The following is a 16,904-nucleotide window of genomic DNA, read 5'->3' as shown; positions in this document are numbered from 1 at the left end:
CTGGCCCGGCGCCATGCGCAGGCGCGCCGGCAGGGCGTTCGGGCGGCGGCGTCTGTGCCGCCCGCGGGCCATGGCCGGACTCGCCGAAGGCGTCCGGCCTGCTCCCCGGGCCGCGGTGCCCGCGCGGCCCTTCCTGCATGTCCTCTGTATCCGGTATCGAACGACGGCTTTGTTCTTCTGTCAGCCCGCCTATCTTCTCAAGCCCCTCAGGAAATTTCCATTTTTAACACGGGAGTCGCCGATCCTTCGGACGGCACCTGATAAGGCTCAGCACTTCCTTCTTTCAAAACGTCTTTTGAATCGACCGCTCGTTTGTTCCTTGGGGTGCTCACATTCACCCGAACCTTCGAATCTTTCATTGCGTTTCCCTCCTGTGCCTTTTCCCCTTGTATAGGCTCTCGTTCATGCTCCATCATGCTCTACTTTATACTTATGAGATACGGGCATTTGATAGAACTATTCTAAGAGAACGGGAAAAAGTCATATGGATGAAGAAACGCTGAGGCTGACTGCAAGCAAGCTAGCAAAGAGTCTCCTATTCATCCGGAATTCCAACATAAGAGAAGGAGGGATAGCTGCCATGATGATGGTGTACCAAAAAAAGAAGAGGCGTTGCCTCCATCGGCAACGCCCCTTCTATGTCTTAATGCGGTCTAACCTGACTGAACAGATCCAGCCTCCCGGCTATACCCAGGTTGGCTGCACTTTAAAAGATTTGGCTTCCTCTGCTTCAGTTGCCGCCTTCTTCGAAACCTTCTCCGTGCTCGGTTCCTCCGTCGAAATACGCCAGATATCCGCGCCTAGTCCGGACAGCTTCTCCGCCAAATGAACATAACCGCGATCAATATGCTGAACGCCGCCAACTTCGGTAGTCCCCTCAGAGACAAGACCGGCTAAAATCAAGGCGGCCCCTGCACGCAGATCCGTTGCCGTTACTTTGGCTCCTTTTAGCTTTGCGCCGCCGGTCACGATGGCAGAACGTCCCTCCACCTTGATCTCCGCATTCATCAACTGGAATTCGTCCACGTGCATAAAGCGGTTCTCAAATACGGTTTCGGTCACGACACTTGTACCTTCCGACACCAGCAAGAGCGCCATCATCTGGGATTGCATGTCGGTAGGGAATCCAGGGTAAGGCAAGGTTTTCACATCCACCGACTTTAACGGCTTGTCAGCGATGACGCGAATCCCGTTCTCGTCCGGCTCGACGGTGATCCCCATCTCCTCCATCTTGGAGATGACAGGGCCGAGATGATCGGCAATGGCTCCTTCCACGTATACGTCCCCGCCGGTAATCGCAGCAGCAGCCATGAAGGTGCCTGCTTCGATCCGGTCAGGAATCACGTTATGCTTCACGCCATGCATCTTCTCAACGCCTTCGATGCGGATCACGCCCGTGCCCGCACCGCGAACTTTGGCTCCCATCGCATTCAGGTAGTTCGCTAAATCGACAATTTCCGGCTCTTTCGCCGCATTTTCGATAACCGTTGTCCCTTCAGCCAATGTGGCAGCCATCATAATATTTTCAGTAGCACCTACGCTGGCAACGTCCAAATAGACCTTTGCCCCGCGCAATCTGCCATTGCTCTTAGCTTCAATATATCCTTGTCCGAGGCTGATTTCCGCCCCGAGAGCTTCAAATCCTTTTAGATGCTGATCGATGGGTCTTGTGCCGATAGCACATCCCCCGGGAAGCGAAATCCGGGTTCGTCCACAACGTGCCAATAAAGGTCCCATGACCAGAAAAGACGCCCGCATCTTCCGCACCCATTCATAAGGCGCTTCACATGTCGTTATGTGCTCTGCATTCACACGTATCACTTCATCCTGATATGTAATGCCCGCACCAAGCGACTCCAATACTTTGCTGATTGTAATTACATCGTCAAGAGGAGGCGCGTCAATAATAACACTTTCCCCAACTTCCCCTAGTAGAGAGGCAGCGATGATCGGAAGAACTGAATTTTTTGCTCCGCTGACTTTGACGCTTCCGGTCAGTCTTTTGCCACCGCGGACGATAAATTTGCTCATCATGGTTTCCCTCCGCGTCCATAATTTTCCTGATTGCGTGTGTTAGTAATTAGGTGTTGCTAATTCCCTAACTTTCATCTTAACATTAGTGTTTTCTGCTAAACAAGCGATTTTTGAACTATTTATGACATCTGATACGGTGTCTACATCAGGAATCGAACAATCCATGATGCCACCTAATGAAGCATCTGTTATCCGCAGTATGGACCTACGAAAGGTACCATGACCGACCAGCACTTGTCAATGCGCAACAATTACCGGGTGAACATTATAGTCCGGAAGTCATAGCGTCCGCCCGATCAGTTTCTTGATTTAAGTGTTAACATAATAAAATGCGTTTATTCGACATTCTCTTCTGAAGCAACCTAACAGAGATATAACCATTCATACCGCAAATAAAACAGACACGTAAAAGATTGCCGAACACATAACCATCCTACAACTCATGTCTGTAAAACAAGCTGCTCCAACACGTTATGTACCACGCCCGTCTTTCGCGTTTAAAACATATATCGGATCATTTGACTCCATGTAATATAGTCAATTAGGAATTCAGCAACGAATCGTCCAAGCACCACGGCCAGCAGCAAATGCAGTAGCTTTCCCTGCGGCCCTTTCGGATGACGGACAACCAAATCCAGCTTTACTTGTTGTAATGCCCACCAAGCCAGTGCGATACAGACCAGTGAAACAACAATCGATATCAATCCGCTAACACCGACGGCACCGATTGAATTAGATAAATCCTGATTCATGCTCCCTCCTCCTTCGTGAATTTGTCAGCCCTATTCAGGACCGACTCTTCTATAATACTTGGCTGGAGGCTAAGAATCCAGCACTTTCTATACGACATTTCCTCGGAAATAATAAAATTTATCGACATTGCCCAAAAACGATCAGGAACACGCCATTAGCAGAAGTCCAAAATGCTGTTCTTATCGCAATCATGAACCAATGAAACACCAGGAATGGATATAGTTTCATTCCCCATGCTCCTATTTATACTAATTATATTACAAAAAATTACCGGACCCTAACTTAGAGACCGGTAAAGCTTTCAGCATAGTCAATTGTTGGAATGACTTTTCTCTCTTAGATGCTATATGCTGTGCTGCGACTCTATAAAAGCAAGGGTTAGATACTTGGGATATCCAACATTTCATAGAAACGTAGGCTCCATGAGCTCATACGACACCGTTAGAGAGCTGCTTAAGCGAATTCATCCTACTATTCTCACCCTTTAAACGATTAAAAAATCAACTATATCGACGCGATTCTCAGAAAACAGCCCTCGTTTTCCCCGCTTATCGAAATTTTCTTGCGATTCACAGCAACATGATTCAGCTTCTCTGAAATCCTATCCATGCCGTAAACAAAAAACAGCTTGGCTGCAAGATTGCAGCCAAGCTGTTTTGGTTCAACGATTAGTTCCGCGTCACTTTAATCCGGTTCATCGCTCTTTGCAGAGCCAATTCCGCGCGACGATGGTCAACTTCATCTTGTCTTCCCTTCGCATGCAGGCGAGTCTCTGCTCTTTCCTTCGCGGCTTCCGCACGCTCCAGATCGATTTCTCCCGCTCTCTCTGCGCTTTCCGCCAGGACGACAATCTTATCTTTGCGGACTTCGACGAAACCGCCCTGTACCGCAAACGGGGTTCTCTCGTTGCCGATCTTCACAAAGACTGGCGCTATTTGAAGCGGCGTAACGAAGGAAATATGACCAGGCAAAATGCCCAGCTCTCCCTCGACCCCACGCACCGTAACACTGTTCACCTGCTCGGAGTAAACCAAGCGGTCCGGCGTTACGATTTCCAACAAAATGGTGCTCACTTCCATCCCTCCTCACCGTTTTCCGCAGAAAACTCGCGCAGCAGACCTCACAGTCCCACTGTGAGCACTGTTTCGGTCTGCCGATCACGGAGCGTCAGCTTACAATGTTTTTGCTTTTTCAACTGCCTCTTCAATCGTACCTACGAACAGGAAAGCGGCTTCCGGAAGGTGGTCGTGCTTGCCTTCCAGGATCTCTTTAAAGCTGCGTACGGTTTCTTTAACCGGCACATATTTACCAGGAATGCCGTTGAACTGCTCGGCAACGTGGAAAGCCTGGGAAAGGAAACGCTGAACACGACGAGCACGTCCAACGATCGCTTTATCTTCCTCGCTCAGCTCATCCATACCGAGGATTGCAATGATATCTTGAAGCTCGTTGTAACGAGCCAAAATTTTCTTAACGCCTTGAGCTACATTGTAATGCTCTTCACCAACGATTTCTGGAGCCAAGATACGGGAGCTGGATGCCAGCGGATCTACCGCAGGATAGATACCCATCTCGGAAATTTTACGCTCCAGGTTCGTCGTTGCATCCAAGTGAGCAAACGTCGTAGCAGGAGCCGGATCCGTATAGTCATCCGCCGGTACATAGATCGCCTGGATGGATGTTACAGAACCTTTTTTCGTGGAGGTAATCCGCTCTTGCAAGCGTCCCATTTCGGATGCCAGCGTTGGCTGGTAACCTACCGCGGAAGGCATACGTCCCAGGAGGGCGGATACTTCGGAACCCGCTTGAGTAAAGCGGAAGATGTTATCGATAAAGAGAAGCACGTCTTTACCTTCTTGATCACGGAAATATTCCGCCATCGTCAAGCCGGTCAACGCTACGCGAAGACGGGCACCCGGAGGCTCGTTCATCTGACCGAATACCATCGCGGTTTTGTTGATAACGCCGGAATCGCTCATCTCGTGGTAAAGGTCATTACCTTCACGAGTACGCTCACCTACGCCGGCGAATACGGAAATACCGCCGTGTTCTTGAGCGATGTTGTTGATCAATTCCTGGATCGCAACGGTCTTACCTACGCCGGCACCGCCAAAGAGACCGATTTTACCGCCTTTTTGGTATGGAGCAAGCAGGTCGATAACTTTAATCCCCGTTTCAAGCATTTCTGCTTGCGTGGAGAGTTCATCGTATGCAGGAGCTTCACGGTGGATCGGGTTATTAACTTCGGACACTACGGCACCTGCATTATCGATCGGCTCACCCAATACGTTAAATACGCGTCCGAGTGTAGCGGAACCTACAGGAACCGTGATTGGTCTGCCCAAATCCACAGCTTCGATACCGCGAACGAGACCGTCTGTGGATGACATCGCGATACAACGAACCAGGTTATCACCCAAATGATTGGATACTTCCAAAGTCAAATCAACCGAGCGGCCGCCTTCCAACGTAGCTTCAATCTTGACAGCATTAAAAATCTCGGGAAGATGACCGCGCTCAAATTCAATGTCAACTACAGCACCTGTAATGCTGACAACGCGTCCTTTTTTCATTGATTCGTTTTCCCTCCTACCCGTTCACCTCTGGCGGTGAACGATGATCGTAAAAGCGGCTGTTCATCAGATCGCCGCATATCCTTTAAATACAAAGTTAAGAATTCAAACGTGCATTATTGCTGAGCGTTGGCTCCGCCCACAATCTCGGAAATTTCCTGCGTGATGGCAGCCTGACGAGCACGGTTGTAAGTCAGGTTCAACTCGTTGATCAACTTGCTCGCATTCTTCGTTGCTGCTCCCATCGCGGTCATCTTCGCTCCAAGCTCACTTGCCTTCGCATTGAGCATTGCGCTGAAAATCAGCGTTTCCGCGTATTTCGGAAGCAGAACCTCCAGCACGCCTTCCGGAGACGGCTCATACTCATAACCAGTCAGGTTCTCCCCGCCGCCAATGTTCTCCATCGGCAGAAGCTTGGAGATTTCCTGAAGCTGAGTCAAGGCATTCACGAATTGGTTATAGCACAGGTATAACTCATCGATCTGACCCAGCTCGTATTGGTGAACCGCCGCGTTAGCGATGGTCTTAATATCCGCATAGGTCGGACTGTCGGATAAATCGGTGAGCTCCTCCACAACCGGAAGTCCACGACGGCGGAAATAATCCCGTCCTTTACGTCCGATCACAAACAGGCAATACTCGTCCTTGGACTGATGGCGTTCTGCGATAAAATTCGATACTTTACGCAAAATATTGGAGTTCGAAGCACCAGCAAGACCACGGTCTGAAGTGATCACCAGATAACCGGTTTTCTTCACTTCGCGCTTCTCCAGCATCGGATGGCTGATTCCCTTGGTTCCAGCAGCGATGCTGCCAACCACTTCTTTCAGCTTCTCGGAGTATGGAAGCGCGGAGGTCGCCTTCTCTTGAGCTCTTCTCAGCTTGGCAGCAGCAACCATTTCCATCGCCTTGGTGATCTGCCTTGTGTTCTGAACACTCTTGATCTGCCGCTTAATATCACGTAATCCTCTTGCCATGTTTTCACCACCTTAAAGCTTTGGCGAAGCCAAAGCTAACTTCGTAAGCATAAGCCTAACTTTGGCGGAGCCAAAGTTACTTCGTAAGCAATTCGCGCTTTGGCTGGGGCCAAAATTACTTCGTACGGGTAGACTAAGCTTTGGCTAGGACCAAAGCCACATCTGTTGTAAAACCACTTTGGTCACAGCCAAAGCTACATTCCATATGATGAAAGAGGATGCCGGGCTTACCCCGGCTCCCCTCCTATTACTTGCCTGAGGAGCTTAAACCGAAGCGGCAAAGCCCTTCTTAAATTGATCGATTGCCGCTTTCAACGCGTTTTCGTTGTCGGACGTCAAATCCTTCGTATCCGTAATGGATTGAAGAATTTCCGGTTTATTGCTTCCAATAAACGCGAGGAACTCGCTCTCGAAACGACGCACGTCAGCAACCTCGATATCATCGATATATCCTTTAACGGCTGCGTACAAGCTAACCACTTGTTGTTCAACGGACAACGGCTGGTTTACGCCCTGTTTCAGGATTTCCATCAATCTTGCACCACGGTTCAAACGAGCCAAGGTTGATTTGTCCAGATCGGATCCGAACTGGGAGAACGCCTGGAGCTCGCGGTATTGCGCAAGATCCAGCTTCATGCCGCCCGCAACCTTTTTCATCGCCTTGATCTGCGCGGAACCGCCGACACGGGATACCGAAATACCGACGTTAATCGCTGGGCGTTGTCCGGAGTAGAACAGCTCGGACTCCAGGAAGATCTGTCCATCCGTAATCGAAATTACGTTGGTTGGAATGTAAGCAGATACGTCAGAAGCCTGTGTTTCAATAAATGGCAGTGCGGTTAATGAACCACCACCAAGCTCATCGTTCAGCTTCGCTGCACGCTCCAGCAAACGGGAATGCAGGTAGAAAACGTCACCCGGATAAGCTTCCCGACCCGGAGGACGACGGAGGAGCAAGGACAATTCACGGTATGCTGCAGCTTGCTTCGACAAGTCATCATAGATGATGAGTGCATGCTCGCCTTTGTACATGAAGTACTCGCCCATTGCGCAGCCTGCGTATGGAGCGATGTACTGCAGCGGAGCCGGCTCGGAAGCCGAAGCCGTAACAACGATCGTGTACTCCAGCGCGCCATGACGGCGAAGAGTTTCAACAACCTGTGCTACAGTGGACTGCTTTTGCCCGATGGCTACATAAATACATTTAACGCCGCTGCCCTTTTGGTTCAGGATTGTATCGATGGCAACGGTGGTTTTACCTGTTTGGCGGTCACCGATGATCAGCTCGCGCTGACCGCGGCCGATAGGTACCATCGCGTCGATTGCTTTAATACCGGTTTGCATCGGCTCATGAACGGATTTACGGTCGATAACGCCTGGTGCACTGCTCTCAACCGGACGGAATGCAGTCGCTTCGATCGGGCCTTTGCCGTCAAGCGGCTGACCCAGCGGATTCACGACGCGTCCAAGCAGAGCTTCGCCTACAGGAACCTCCATGATACGTCCTGTACGCTTTACCTGATCGCCTTCCTTGATTTCGGAGTAAGGTCCCAGGATAACGACACCGACATTGCTCTCCTCAAGGTTCAGCGCCAGACCGAACACGCCGTTTTGGAACTCCAAAAGTTCCCCGGACATCGCGTTCTCCAGGCCGTACACGCGAGCAATACCGTCACTTACTTGAATTACCGTACCTACTTCAGAGACAGTGATATCGGATTTATATTCTTCAATTTGACTTTTGATTAAAGTACTGATTTCTTCAGGTCTGATACTCAACGTTTTCACCCCTATCTACTATGCTCGTCTATTAAAAGACTTTTCGAGACGTTCCAGCTTCCCGGCAATGCTTCCGTCATACAGCTTGTCGCCAATGACAACTTTCAGGCCGCCGAGCAAACTTTCGTCCACAACATTGGTCACGCGGATCTTCTGATGTGCTAACTGTCCGAATTCCGAAGCAACCTGTTCTTTTTCCTGATCGCTAAGCGGGTAGGTGGAGTACACAGTGGCGTCTGCCAATCCCAAGCTCGCACCTTGTATCTTCACATAGCTGTTCAGCAGTTCTGCGAACATCTCTGCACGCCCTCTGTCGAGAAGCAATTCGATCGTGTTCAATACAGGCTGCGATACCTTCCCTGCCAACGCCTTGCTGATTACGTTCATTTTCACGGACTGGGGAACATTCGGCGTGGCGATGAATTTCTGGATGTCGGCATCGCCTTCAATGGCATGCACGACAGCCCGCAATTCCTCTTCCACTTCCAGACCCTTCTGCTGCTGAGCCGCCACTTCGAACAGCGCCCGCGCATACCGCTTGGCTGCTACCGTATTTTGGCTCATGGTCTGCCTCCTACCTCTTTAAGGTATTGATCCACCAGTTCTTCTTGGGCTTGGTCATTCTTGACTTCACGTTCGATCAGCTTGGTCGCGATCTTCACGGAAACGCTGCCGATTTCGCTGCGAAGCTCTTCGACCGCTTTCTTCTTCTCATTCTCGATATCACGAACAGCTTCGGATTTCAGGCGAATTGCCTCTTCCTTAGCTTGTTCCATAATTTGCTCTGCTTGTTTGTTGCTAGTTTGTCTGGAACGCTCGATGATTTCGTGAGCATCTTGACGCGCTTGCTCCAGTGCCTTCTTCTGCTCTTCTACATATGCAGTCGCCTGCTGGCGGGTCTGTGCCGCTTCGTTCATCTGGCTCATGACCAGCTCACGACGCTGCTCCATGATGCCGAACAATTTGCTGAACGCAAACTTTTGAAGCAAGAGGTAAAGAATAACAAACGCGATAATAGTGATTACCATATTTTCCCAAAGAATTGTCATTGAGGTCACTCCTTTCCATCAACACGAAGTGCGGTGCCTAACAAAACGAAGGCGCGGATGGCATCGGCCCTCCCCGCCAAACCGTTGTATTGTTATTAAGAGAACATGATCAAGAACGCGATTACAGTAGCTGCCAAAGGAATAACCTCTACGATACCAACACCGATAAACATCGTTGTTTGCAATTGACCACGTGCTTCTGGTTGACGAGCGATAGACTCAACTGTTCTGCTTACGATCATACCGTTACCCAAACCTGCGCCAAGGGCGCCCAGACCTACTGCAATAGCTGCTGCCAAAAATTCCATTGTTAAATATCCTCCTTAAAATTGTTTCAAAATTGAAATTTGGTGAAACTATAGAAAATATCTCTTTCGAAAAACACCGCTGTTACGGCGGATTCGTCCGAGTTGATCAATGCTCTTCGTGAATCGTCGTCTGCGAGATGTATACCATTGTCAAAATCGTAAAGATAAACGCCTGCAATGCACCAATGAAGATACTGAAACCTTGCCATGCGGCCATGAACGGAATGCCCCAGAAGCCGGTTTTCAGAATCACCGTGATCAGTACCTCGCCGGCAAAAATGTTGGCGTAAAGCCGGATTGCCAGAGCGATAGGTTTTGCCAGGTTCTCAATGATATTGAGCGGCAGGAAGATCGGGAACGGTTCGATGTAATGCTTCAGGTAATGCTTGCGATTCAGCTTCAGGCCCAGGTAGTTCATGAGCACGAATACAACGATCGCAAGACCGGCCGTAACGGAAATGTCCGCTGTTGGCGACTTCCACCACAATACGTGAGCATAGTGGCCATGTTCAAGTCCGAGTGTAGCCAGGATTGGCTGACCAAAGACTGTGAAGTTCTCCGGCAAGTCGGTGATAATTGAGAACGGCAAGCCCAGCAAGTTGGCTACAAAGATGAACAGGATCAGAGTAAGCCCCAACGATATGTAAGCTTTCCCTTTCTTCAGATCCATCGCACTCGCTACGACGCCTTGCACAAATTCCACTACCCATTCCATGAAGTTTTGCAGTTTGGAAGGGTTTTCGACAGATAGATTACGTACCGCCAGCCGGCATAATACGAACACCACCACACAGGTGACAAGAAGCATTATGACCGCCGATAGGTCAATATTCAATCCGCCAAGTTTGATAATCGGTGAATCATGCATATAATTGTTTTCACCCCTTTCCAAGTTAGCGCTGATCAATGATTGTTTCTCAAACTGAACACAATGCTGACAGGAATGGTCAACAATTGGGGTATGAACAGACCGGCGATTGCACCGCCGAGGGATACCTGTTCGAGTTTTACGGCGAAGATCACAATCAGAAGCCCGATGCACAATCTCGTAATGAAGCCGAAGTTGTACTTTTTCGGTTCCGGATCGACAGCCAATTGCGCCAGCTGCTGCACTTTCATGGAGAGGAAGCGTACATTAAACAAGCCCGCCGCCATGCCCATGATCAACCCCATAATTATCGGGCGGAATTCCGGATAGAGAGCCCATCCGAGAAACAAGGCAGACAATAAGAGTAGCGCTACTCTAAATACAGCGTTCACAATGGAAGTCAAATCATTCACGCCTGCGCCCCCAAAAACTTTTTAATGAGAAGAGCGATATTCAAAATCCCTACAAAGAGCCCCGAAAGCGTACCAATGGCAAGCCACACTCTGGGCCCGTCCAATTGATTCATGAGCCATCGCCCGGTAAAAAAACCGATGAGAATGTAAGCGGCAAGCAAACCGCCCGCCCCGCTAATGTATAGCGCTATCAACCAAGGGTTATCTTGACTTTTCGGATTTTTCATATGAACCTCTAATCCCAACTCATTTTACTGAATATAGCAAGAGTTTGTCAATGAATCGATTTGATGGATTTCCCGTGTAAAATCGGCGTTTTGAGCAGTCTAAATTGCGCAAAACGCCGCGGTAACCGTACAGTTCAACTGTATGCTGTCCCCTTGCCAATCAGAATACGGTAAACTATGCCTTTGTGAACATTCTGTGAAATTCCTCAGGACGCTCTTTCCGGATGCCAAAATGGTGCAAAATCGCATTGACAATTCGCTGGGAAGCCTGTCCATCTCCGTAAGGATTAGCGGCTTTGCTCATCTTGTCATAAAGCTCCTGATCGGTCAGCAGAGCCTTAATGCGTTCGTACACATTCTCTTCCTGGGTGCCTACCAGCTCCAGGGTTCCGGCCTCAATGCCCTCCGGACGTTCCGTCGTGTCCCGAAGCACCAGCGTCGGCACGCCGAAGGAAGGAGCCTCCTCTTGCATGCCGCCCGAATCCGTAATGATGAAATGCGTACGGGTGTAAATATTGTTCATATCCACGACATCCAGCGGTTCAATCAGCTTGATGCGCGGGTGGTTCCCCAAAATGCGGTGAGCCGGCTCTTTGACGGCAGGGCTCGGATGCACAGGGTAGACGATGGCGATATCCTCGAACTCGTCGGCAATGCGCTTCACCGCTTCAAAAATCTGACGGTGCGGCTCCCCTTGGGATTCGCGGCGGTGCGCCGTCATCAGGATCAGGCGCTTGCCCTGTGCCCAATCCAGAACCGGATGGGTATATCCTTCCCGCACCGTATACTGAAACACGTCCGTGGCGGTGTTGCCCGTCACGTAAATACGGGATTCCGGCTTGTTCTCCTTGCGGAGATTCTGGGCAGACCAGTCCGTCGGCGCAAAGTGCAGATCGGCCAGCACGCCGGTCAACTGACGGTTCATTTCTTCAGGATAAGGATTCAGCTTGTTCCATGTGCGAAGACCCGCCTCTACATGGCCGACCTGAATCTGCTGCAGGAAGGCCGCATAGCTGGCCAGGAACGTTGTCAGCGTGTCGCCGTGCACCAGCACGATATCCGGCTTGGCCTCGCGCAGAACAGGCTCAAGCCCCTCCAGAACGCGTACGGTGATCTCGTTCAGCGTTTGACGGTCTTTCATCACGTCCAAGTCATAGTCCGGAACAATCTTGAACACGTCAAGCACCTGATCCAGCATTTGCCGATGCTGCGCAGTTACACAAACCACCGATTCGATATGCTCCGGATGGCGCTGAAGTTCCAGAATAAGCGGCGCCATCTTGATCGCTTCGGGGCGGACCCCAAATATCGTCATCACTTTCACTTTTGACATGTTTGAAATTACCCCTCTTTGCATGCTTGTTTTTTCAATTCAAGTCGTACGAATGACTGGCTCGGCTCTTATTTCGTGCCGTACAGCCGATCTCCTGCATCACCCAGGCCCGGTACGATGTAGCCGTGGTCGTTGAGCCCTTCATCCAGAGCAGCAACGTAAATATCCACGTCCGGATGGACGTCATGCACGGCCTTTACGCCTTCCGGCGCAGCCACGAGATTCATCATCTTGATCTGGGTGCAGCCGCGCTTCTTCAGCACGTCGATCGCAGCAATGGCCGATCCGCCCGTTGCCAGCATCGGATCGATGACGATCAATTCCCGCTCCGTCACGTCGGTTGGAAGCTTCGTATAATACTCCACGGGCTGAAGCGTTTCCGGGTCGCGGAACAATCCGACATGCCCTACCTTGGCAGCGGGAAGCAGCTTGACCACGCCGTCCAGCATGCCAAGACCCGCACGCAGGATCGGCACGAGGCCGAGCATCCGGCCGGAAATGACTTTCCCTTGGGTTTCGGCTACCGGCGTTTGAACAGATATCGATTCAAGAGGAACCTCCCGCGTAATTTCATAAGCCATCAAAGTCGCGACTTCGTCTACCAATTCGCGAAAGTCTTTTGTGTTAGTCCGCATATCGCGTATAAATGTAAGTTTGTGTTGAATCAACGGGTGATCACAAATCACCAATTTTCCCATGTCTGGTCCCTCCGGTTTGAATGCAAATGTTATTTCAATATGGGCGTAAATACTTGTGAGCTCCATAAATCCTGTCTATTATATCATTCCCTCTAGTCAATTGACACCTGCACGAGTCATGTTTATTTCCGTGAGTTTTGACCTTATAACCGGATCTTCGTCAGCCCTGCACCTAGGTTTTCCATTTTCGCCTATATTGATCCTCACCGCGAAGCGACCCGACCGGGAGCATGCGAGCATAGCAATCTGGCCAGAATGTGACAGCTCCTAAAAGAGGACCCCACCTTCAGGTGGGGTCCTCTTATCATAGGCCTCTTATGCTGACGAAACTGTGATTAATATTTCATTTCGGCATAAAGAGGATATTGATCCGTAAGCTCAGCCACCAAACGGCCCGCTTTTTCCAGCGTCGCCTCGTCTTTAGGCTGCTTCAGGGTCATGGCAATAATCTTCGCGATTTTCACCATCGCCTGCTCATCCATGCCGCGGGAGGTTACCGCAGGCGTACCGATACGGATACCGCTCGTGACGAACGGGCTCGTCGGATCAAACGGGATGGCGTTCTTGTTGACGGTAATCCCGATGGAATCCAGCACCTTCTCTGCGTCTTTGCCGGTGATGTCCAGATTGCGGGTATCGACCAGCATCAGATGGTTATCGGTTCCGCCGGAAACGATGTTCAGGCCTTCCTCGATCAGGGTGTCAGCCAGCACTTTCGCGTTCTTCACGACGTTCTCTGCATACGTCTTGAAGGATGGATCCAATGCTTCGCCAAGCGCAACGGCTTTGGAAGCAATGACATGCATGAGCGGTCCGCCCTGGGAGCCTGGGAATACCGCTTTGTCGATCGCCTGCGCCCATGCCTTCTTGCACAGAATCATGCCGCCGCGAGGGCCGCGAAGGGTCTTGTGCGTCGTGGTGGTTACGAAATGGGCATGCGGAACCGGATTCGGGTGAAGACCCGCGGCAACGAGACCGGCAATATGAGCCATATCGACCATGAACAATGCGCCTACGTCGTTCGCGATGGCAGCAAGCTTCTCGAAATCAATGATGCGAGGATATGCACTTGCACCCGCCACGATCAGACGAGGACGGTGTTTGAAAGCCGCTTTGCGGACTTCGTCGTAATCGATAAGGAACGTATCTTCCTGCACGCCGTACGCAACGAAATTGTACAGAAGGCCTGACGCGTTAACCGGGCTTCCGTGAGTCAAATGGCCGCCGTGGGCCAGGTTCATGCCGAGCACGGTATCTCCAGGCTTGAGCGCAGCCAAATACACCGCCATGTTCGCTTGGGCGCCGGAGTGCGGCTGAACGTTGGCATGCTCGGCACCGAACAATTCCTTCGCGCGGTCACGGGCGATATCCTCCACGATATCCACACGCTCACAGCCGCCGTAATAACGCTTGCCAGGGTAGCCTTCCGCATATTTATTCGTCAGCACCGTCCCCATGGCTTCCATAACCGCTTCGCTGACGATGTTCTCGGAGGCAATCAGCTCAATGTTGCTGCGTTGACGCTTCAGTTCCAAATCCATCGCTTCCAATACAGCCGGGTCATTCTTCCGCAAATGTTCCATCATGTTCATATCCTCCCATAATCAATCGTTATTTTCTCTTGCCAAGTCAAGACTACAAGTTTACCTAATGACTAAAGCGGGCTCTCATTCGAATCAATCGCACAGCGTGGAATCATCCCGCTGCTCGAGTCTGTACACGGCGCGTTCTCCGCCGATCAGCTTCGGCCGGGTGTAAGCCGCCGTTACGCGCGCATCGCCGATATAACGCTCGCTCGGCCTGAACGGAACCGCCACTCTCCGCAAATGCATGCCGATCAGCGTCTCGCCGATATCGACGCCCGCATGGGCCTCAATGGATTCCGCAAGGCAGGGCTCCTTCATACTCCGATACGCCGCCGAGGCCATGGAGCCTCCCGCCCCTGGAATCGGTACAGCCGCCACTTCCGTCAGGCGCAGCTCTTCGAGCAGTCCCCGCTCCATGACAAGCGCCCGGTTCAAATGCTCACAGCATTGATAGGCTACAGCGAAGCCGAATTCCGCTTGAACCTCGGCAATGCCCTGAAGAAGCTGCTGCGCCGTTTCAAGAGCGCCGCCTGTGCCGATCCGGCGTCCGACCACTTCACTGGTGCTGGCTCCGATGACCAGCACCTTGCCCGGTCCTAAGGCTGCCGCTTCGGCCAGTTCGCGGACGATCCGCGCCGTCTGTTCGCTCAAGGAAACCTTGGAGATATCCGTCATGTCACAGTCCTCCCGATGATTTTTTTCACAGAAGATGCTTCATTCCATACGCAATAACCGCAGCAGCTTTACGCGTTGACCTATCGCGATTCGCTCTTCAGGTAACGCTCCTCGATGGCCTTGATCTTGTTCACGCGGCCGACATGGCGTTCGCCCTGGCTGAAGTCCGTTGTCAGCCATGCGCTGACGATCTCGGCAGCAAGCCCGGGACCGACGACGCGCTCGCCCAGCGCAATCACGTTGCTGTCATTATGCTCACGCGTGGCTTTGGCCGAAAATACATCATGCGTCAGCGCGCAGCGGATGCCCGGCACCTTGTTGGCGGCAATGCTCATGCCGATTCCCGTTCCGCAGATCAGAATGCCCCGATCCGCTTCACCCGAGACCACCTTCTCGCACACCGGAAGCGCGTAATCGGGATAATCCACGGAATCGGAACAGCCGCAGCCAAGATCCTCCACCTCGTGTCCAAGACCCCGAATGACCTCCACGATCTCCTCTTTCAGACGAATGCCGGCATGATCGGTACCCAATGCAATTTTCATCTATGAAAAACCCCCTCGAATGTTCGCTTTTGCGTTTTAGCTTGTTTCATTATAACCCAAACTCCACGCAAAAGACGAAAAAAGAGCAGTCGGCGCACGTATTGTGCTCCAAATGCTCTTTGCCCAGGCGACCGGCCGTATATTCCGATGCTCCATCGTGGTTTCATCCACTTCGTCGCCAGTTACATCGGATTCATGTTTTTCACCTTCATCTTAAAGCAATACCATGCGAAAGGCAAGCGGCTTTTTTAGCCATATTGAGCCTGGATCCAGATTTACTCTTCGCTTCCGTGAAAGCCGATCCTATTTATGCTGATCCGCTTCCAGCTTGTCCAGCAGACGGAAGAGCGCCGTCCGAATCTCCGCCGCCGTCGCCTCGTATTCCTCCCGCGAGCCGCCGAAGGGATCGGAGATATCGAAGCTCGGAATGCGCTGGCGCAGCTCGATCAGACGCTCCCGGTCGCGGTCGCTGACATCGCGGCCCAGCGATCTGGCCAGCTCGAGCGTTGCGTACAGGCTGTCCTGCTCCCGCAGATCATCCAGCACCCGCCGGTCATCCTCCACAAATTCCTTCAGCGTGTGCATCTTGTCGGCGGCATGCGGGAACTGCCGAATCGCATACTGCTTATGCGACTGGGTCAGCGTCAGAATCAGGTCTGCCCATTCCACCAGATTCGCGGTCAGCGGCTTAGATACCAAGCGATCTTGAATATCCTGGTCCCGCAGTATCGATTCCGCATGACGGGATACCGGCATGCCGTCTACGGCCGAGACGCCGGCGGATTGCGTTTCCAGCGGAATGCCCCGCTGTTTGGCGAGTTTGCGCAGCATTCCTTCCGCCATCGGACTGCGGCAGGTATTCCCCGTGCAGACAAACAATATATTTTTCACGGTCCCGTACCTCCCCGTTGTAGGTTGTTTTGGGATTATTGTAACAAATATTGCGTCAAAAGATAAACATCACGCCAAAGATGATCAAAATCAGTCCGCCCAGCATTTCGCCGTACTCTCCCAGCTTGTTGCTCGCCTGACGGCCGAGCAGCAGGCCGAGAATGGACAGCAAACCGCCCACGACGCCGAAGGAGA

Annotated in this window: 21 protein-coding genes and 1 riboswitch; of the genes, 1 reads left to right on the top strand and 20 read right to left on the bottom strand. The window is 51.5% G+C overall.

From position 1 onward, the window contains the following. A partial coding sequence (locus HMPREF9412_RS33080; RefSeq protein ID WP_217492359.1) for a hypothetical protein occupies nt 1-227 on the top strand: 227 nt, incomplete at its 5' end. Here the strand turns inward: HMPREF9412_RS33080 and HMPREF9412_RS32820 are convergent. The 20 genes from HMPREF9412_RS32820 to HMPREF9412_RS31985 all read right to left on the bottom strand — a co-directional run bounded on the left by HMPREF9412_RS32820 (nt 207) and on the right by HMPREF9412_RS31985 (nt 16,890). Further along, nucleotides 207-359, bottom strand: coding sequence for a hypothetical protein (locus HMPREF9412_RS32820; RefSeq protein ID WP_009590542.1), 153 nt, complete (start codon nt 357-359; stop codon nt 207-209). The two genes, HMPREF9412_RS33080 and HMPREF9412_RS32820, sit on opposite strands and share 21 nt — an antisense overlap. A gap of 325 nt (nt 360-684) precedes the next feature. After that, nucleotides 685-2,031 carry a UDP-N-acetylglucosamine 1-carboxyvinyltransferase gene (gene murA, locus HMPREF9412_RS06325; protein ID WP_175320742.1) on the bottom strand — a complete coding sequence of 449 codons (1,347 nt, stop codon included), beginning with the start codon at nt 2,029-2,031 and terminating at the stop codon, nt 685-687. A 500-nt stretch (nt 2,032-2,531) separates the two neighbouring features. Then, nucleotides 2,532-2,786 (bottom strand): DUF1146 family protein, encoded by a 255-nt coding sequence (locus HMPREF9412_RS06320; RefSeq protein WP_009590551.1) that lies wholly within the window; start codon nt 2,784-2,786, stop codon nt 2,532-2,534. 669 nt (nt 2,787-3,455) lie between these two features. Continuing rightward, entirely contained in the window at nt 3,456-3,860 is a 405-nt protein-coding gene (locus HMPREF9412_RS06315) for a F0F1 ATP synthase subunit epsilon (protein ID WP_009590549.1), read from the bottom strand. A 99-nt stretch (nt 3,861-3,959) separates the two neighbouring features. Further along, a complete protein-coding gene (gene atpD, locus HMPREF9412_RS06310; RefSeq protein WP_009590553.1) occupies nt 3,960-5,360 on the bottom strand; it encodes a F0F1 ATP synthase subunit beta in 1,401 nt (466 codons plus the stop codon). Nucleotides 5,361-5,476: 116 nt separating this feature from the next. Next, the gene (atpG, locus tag HMPREF9412_RS06305) at nt 5,477-6,337 is read right to left on the bottom strand and encodes an ATP synthase F1 subunit gamma (protein ID WP_009590544.1); all 861 of its coding nucleotides are present in this window, start codon (nt 6,335-6,337) and stop codon (nt 5,477-5,479) included. A gap of 264 nt (nt 6,338-6,601) precedes the next feature. Continuing rightward, nucleotides 6,602-8,116, bottom strand: coding sequence for a F0F1 ATP synthase subunit alpha (atpA, locus tag HMPREF9412_RS06300; protein ID WP_015737746.1), 1,515 nt, complete (start codon nt 8,114-8,116; stop codon nt 6,602-6,604). Between the two features lie 18 nt (nt 8,117-8,134). Beyond that, on the bottom strand, nt 8,135-8,680 hold the full coding sequence (locus HMPREF9412_RS06295; RefSeq protein ID WP_009590556.1) for a F0F1 ATP synthase subunit delta: 546 nt from the start codon (nt 8,678-8,680) through the stop codon (nt 8,135-8,137). Further along, nucleotides 8,677-9,165, bottom strand: a complete 489-nt coding sequence (gene atpF / locus HMPREF9412_RS06290) for a F0F1 ATP synthase subunit B (RefSeq protein WP_009590554.1) — start codon at nt 9,163-9,165, stop codon at nt 8,677-8,679. Before atpF ends, HMPREF9412_RS06295 begins: the two co-directional genes overlap by 4 nt. 95 nt (nt 9,166-9,260) lie before the next feature. Next, nucleotides 9,261-9,473 carry a F0F1 ATP synthase subunit C gene (gene atpE, locus HMPREF9412_RS06285; protein WP_007128780.1) on the bottom strand — a complete coding sequence of 71 codons (213 nt, stop codon included), beginning with the start codon at nt 9,471-9,473 and terminating at the stop codon, nt 9,261-9,263. Between the two features lie 106 nt (nt 9,474-9,579). Then, complete coding sequence (gene atpB / locus HMPREF9412_RS06280; RefSeq protein ID WP_009590537.1) at nt 9,580-10,341, bottom strand: F0F1 ATP synthase subunit A; 762 nt, start codon at nt 10,339-10,341, stop codon at nt 9,580-9,582. Nucleotides 10,342-10,376: 35 nt separating this feature from the next. Continuing rightward, on the bottom strand, nt 10,377-10,754 hold the full coding sequence (locus HMPREF9412_RS06275) for an ATP synthase subunit I (RefSeq protein ID WP_036671467.1): 378 nt from the start codon (nt 10,752-10,754) through the stop codon (nt 10,377-10,379). Beyond that, nucleotides 10,751-10,981, bottom strand: a complete 231-nt coding sequence (locus HMPREF9412_RS06270) for an AtpZ/AtpI family protein (RefSeq protein WP_009590543.1) — start codon at nt 10,979-10,981, stop codon at nt 10,751-10,753. Before HMPREF9412_RS06270 ends, HMPREF9412_RS06275 begins: the two co-directional genes overlap by 4 nt. A gap of 175 nt (nt 10,982-11,156) precedes the next feature. After that, a complete protein-coding gene (gene wecB / locus HMPREF9412_RS06265; protein WP_009590538.1) occupies nt 11,157-12,314 on the bottom strand; it encodes a non-hydrolyzing UDP-N-acetylglucosamine 2-epimerase in 1,158 nt (385 codons plus the stop codon). A gap of 68 nt (nt 12,315-12,382) precedes the next feature. After that, nucleotides 12,383-13,012, bottom strand: coding sequence for a uracil phosphoribosyltransferase (upp, locus tag HMPREF9412_RS06260; protein WP_009590550.1), 630 nt, complete (start codon nt 13,010-13,012; stop codon nt 12,383-12,385). Nucleotides 13,013-13,347: 335 nt separating this feature from the next. After that, a complete protein-coding gene (gene glyA, locus HMPREF9412_RS06255) occupies nt 13,348-14,598 on the bottom strand; it encodes a serine hydroxymethyltransferase (protein ID WP_009590552.1) in 1,251 nt (416 codons plus the stop codon). A 90-nt stretch (nt 14,599-14,688) separates the two neighbouring features. Further along, a complete protein-coding gene (locus tag HMPREF9412_RS06250; protein ID WP_009590539.1) occupies nt 14,689-15,273 on the bottom strand; it encodes a TIGR01440 family protein in 585 nt (194 codons plus the stop codon). An 80-nt stretch (nt 15,274-15,353) separates the two neighbouring features. Next, nucleotides 15,354-15,818, bottom strand: coding sequence for a ribose 5-phosphate isomerase B (gene rpiB, locus HMPREF9412_RS06245; protein WP_009590548.1), 465 nt, complete (start codon nt 15,816-15,818; stop codon nt 15,354-15,356). 114 nt (nt 15,819-15,932) lie between these two features. Then, a riboswitch (ZMP/ZTP riboswitch) is annotated at nt 15,933-16,014 on the bottom strand. A 107-nt stretch (nt 16,015-16,121) separates the two neighbouring features. After that, nucleotides 16,122-16,709 (bottom strand): low molecular weight protein arginine phosphatase, encoded by a 588-nt coding sequence (locus tag HMPREF9412_RS06240; RefSeq protein WP_009590545.1) that lies wholly within the window; start codon nt 16,707-16,709, stop codon nt 16,122-16,124. A 55-nt stretch (nt 16,710-16,764) separates the two neighbouring features. After that, nucleotides 16,765-16,890 carry a manganese efflux pump gene (locus HMPREF9412_RS31985; protein WP_441295360.1) on the bottom strand — a complete coding sequence of 42 codons (126 nt, stop codon included), beginning with the start codon at nt 16,888-16,890 and terminating at the stop codon, nt 16,765-16,767. Between the last annotated feature and the right edge of the window lie 14 nt (nt 16,891-16,904).

The sequence above is a fragment of the Paenibacillus sp. HGF5 genome, from assembly GCF_000204455.1.
GTDB lineage: Bacteria > Bacillota > Bacilli > Paenibacillales > Paenibacillaceae > Paenibacillus_AQ > Paenibacillus_AQ lautus_A.
The sequence above is the reverse complement of the archived record's forward strand: the minus strand, read 5'-3'. Positions and strand labels throughout refer to the sequence as shown.

Coding starts and splice junctions, on each gene's coding strand:
- HMPREF9412_RS32820 (WP_009590542.1), bottom strand. CDS start 359: ATGAAAGATTCGAAGGTTCGGGTGAATGTGAGCACCCCAAGGAACAAA.
- murA (WP_175320742.1), bottom strand. CDS start 2,031: ATGAGCAAATTTATCGTCCGCGGTGGCAAAAGACTGACCGGAAGCGTC.
- HMPREF9412_RS06320 (WP_009590551.1), bottom strand. CDS start 2,786: ATGAATCAGGATTTATCTAATTCAATCGGTGCCGTCGGTGTTAGCGGA.
- atpD (WP_009590553.1), bottom strand. CDS start 5,360: ATGAAAAAAGGACGCGTTGTCAGCATTACAGGTGCTGTAGTTGACATT.
- atpG (WP_009590544.1), bottom strand. CDS start 6,337: ATGGCAAGAGGATTACGTGATATTAAGCGGCAGATCAAGAGTGTTCAG.
- HMPREF9412_RS06295 (WP_009590556.1), bottom strand. CDS start 8,680: ATGAGCCAAAATACGGTAGCAGCCAAGCGGTATGCGCGGGCGCTGTTC.
- atpF (WP_009590554.1), bottom strand. CDS start 9,165: ATGACAATTCTTTGGGAAAATATGGTAATCACTATTATCGCGTTTGTT.
- atpE (WP_007128780.1), bottom strand. CDS start 9,473: ATGGAATTTTTGGCAGCAGCTATTGCAGTAGGTCTGGGCGCCCTTGGC.
- atpB (WP_009590537.1), bottom strand. CDS start 10,341: ATGCATGATTCACCGATTATCAAACTTGGCGGATTGAATATTGACCTA.
- HMPREF9412_RS06270 (WP_009590543.1), bottom strand. CDS start 10,981: ATGAAAAATCCGAAAAGTCAAGATAACCCTTGGTTGATAGCGCTATAC.
- wecB (WP_009590538.1), bottom strand. CDS start 12,314: ATGTCAAAAGTGAAAGTGATGACGATATTTGGGGTCCGCCCCGAAGCG.
- upp (WP_009590550.1), bottom strand. CDS start 13,012: ATGGGAAAATTGGTGATTTGTGATCACCCGTTGATTCAACACAAACTT.
- glyA (WP_009590552.1), bottom strand. CDS start 14,598: ATGATGGAACATTTGCGGAAGAATGACCCGGCTGTATTGGAAGCGATG.
- HMPREF9412_RS06250 (WP_009590539.1), bottom strand. CDS start 15,273: ATGACGGATATCTCCAAGGTTTCCTTGAGCGAACAGACGGCGCGGATC.
- rpiB (WP_009590548.1), bottom strand. CDS start 15,818: ATGAAAATTGCATTGGGTACCGATCATGCCGGCATTCGTCTGAAAGAG.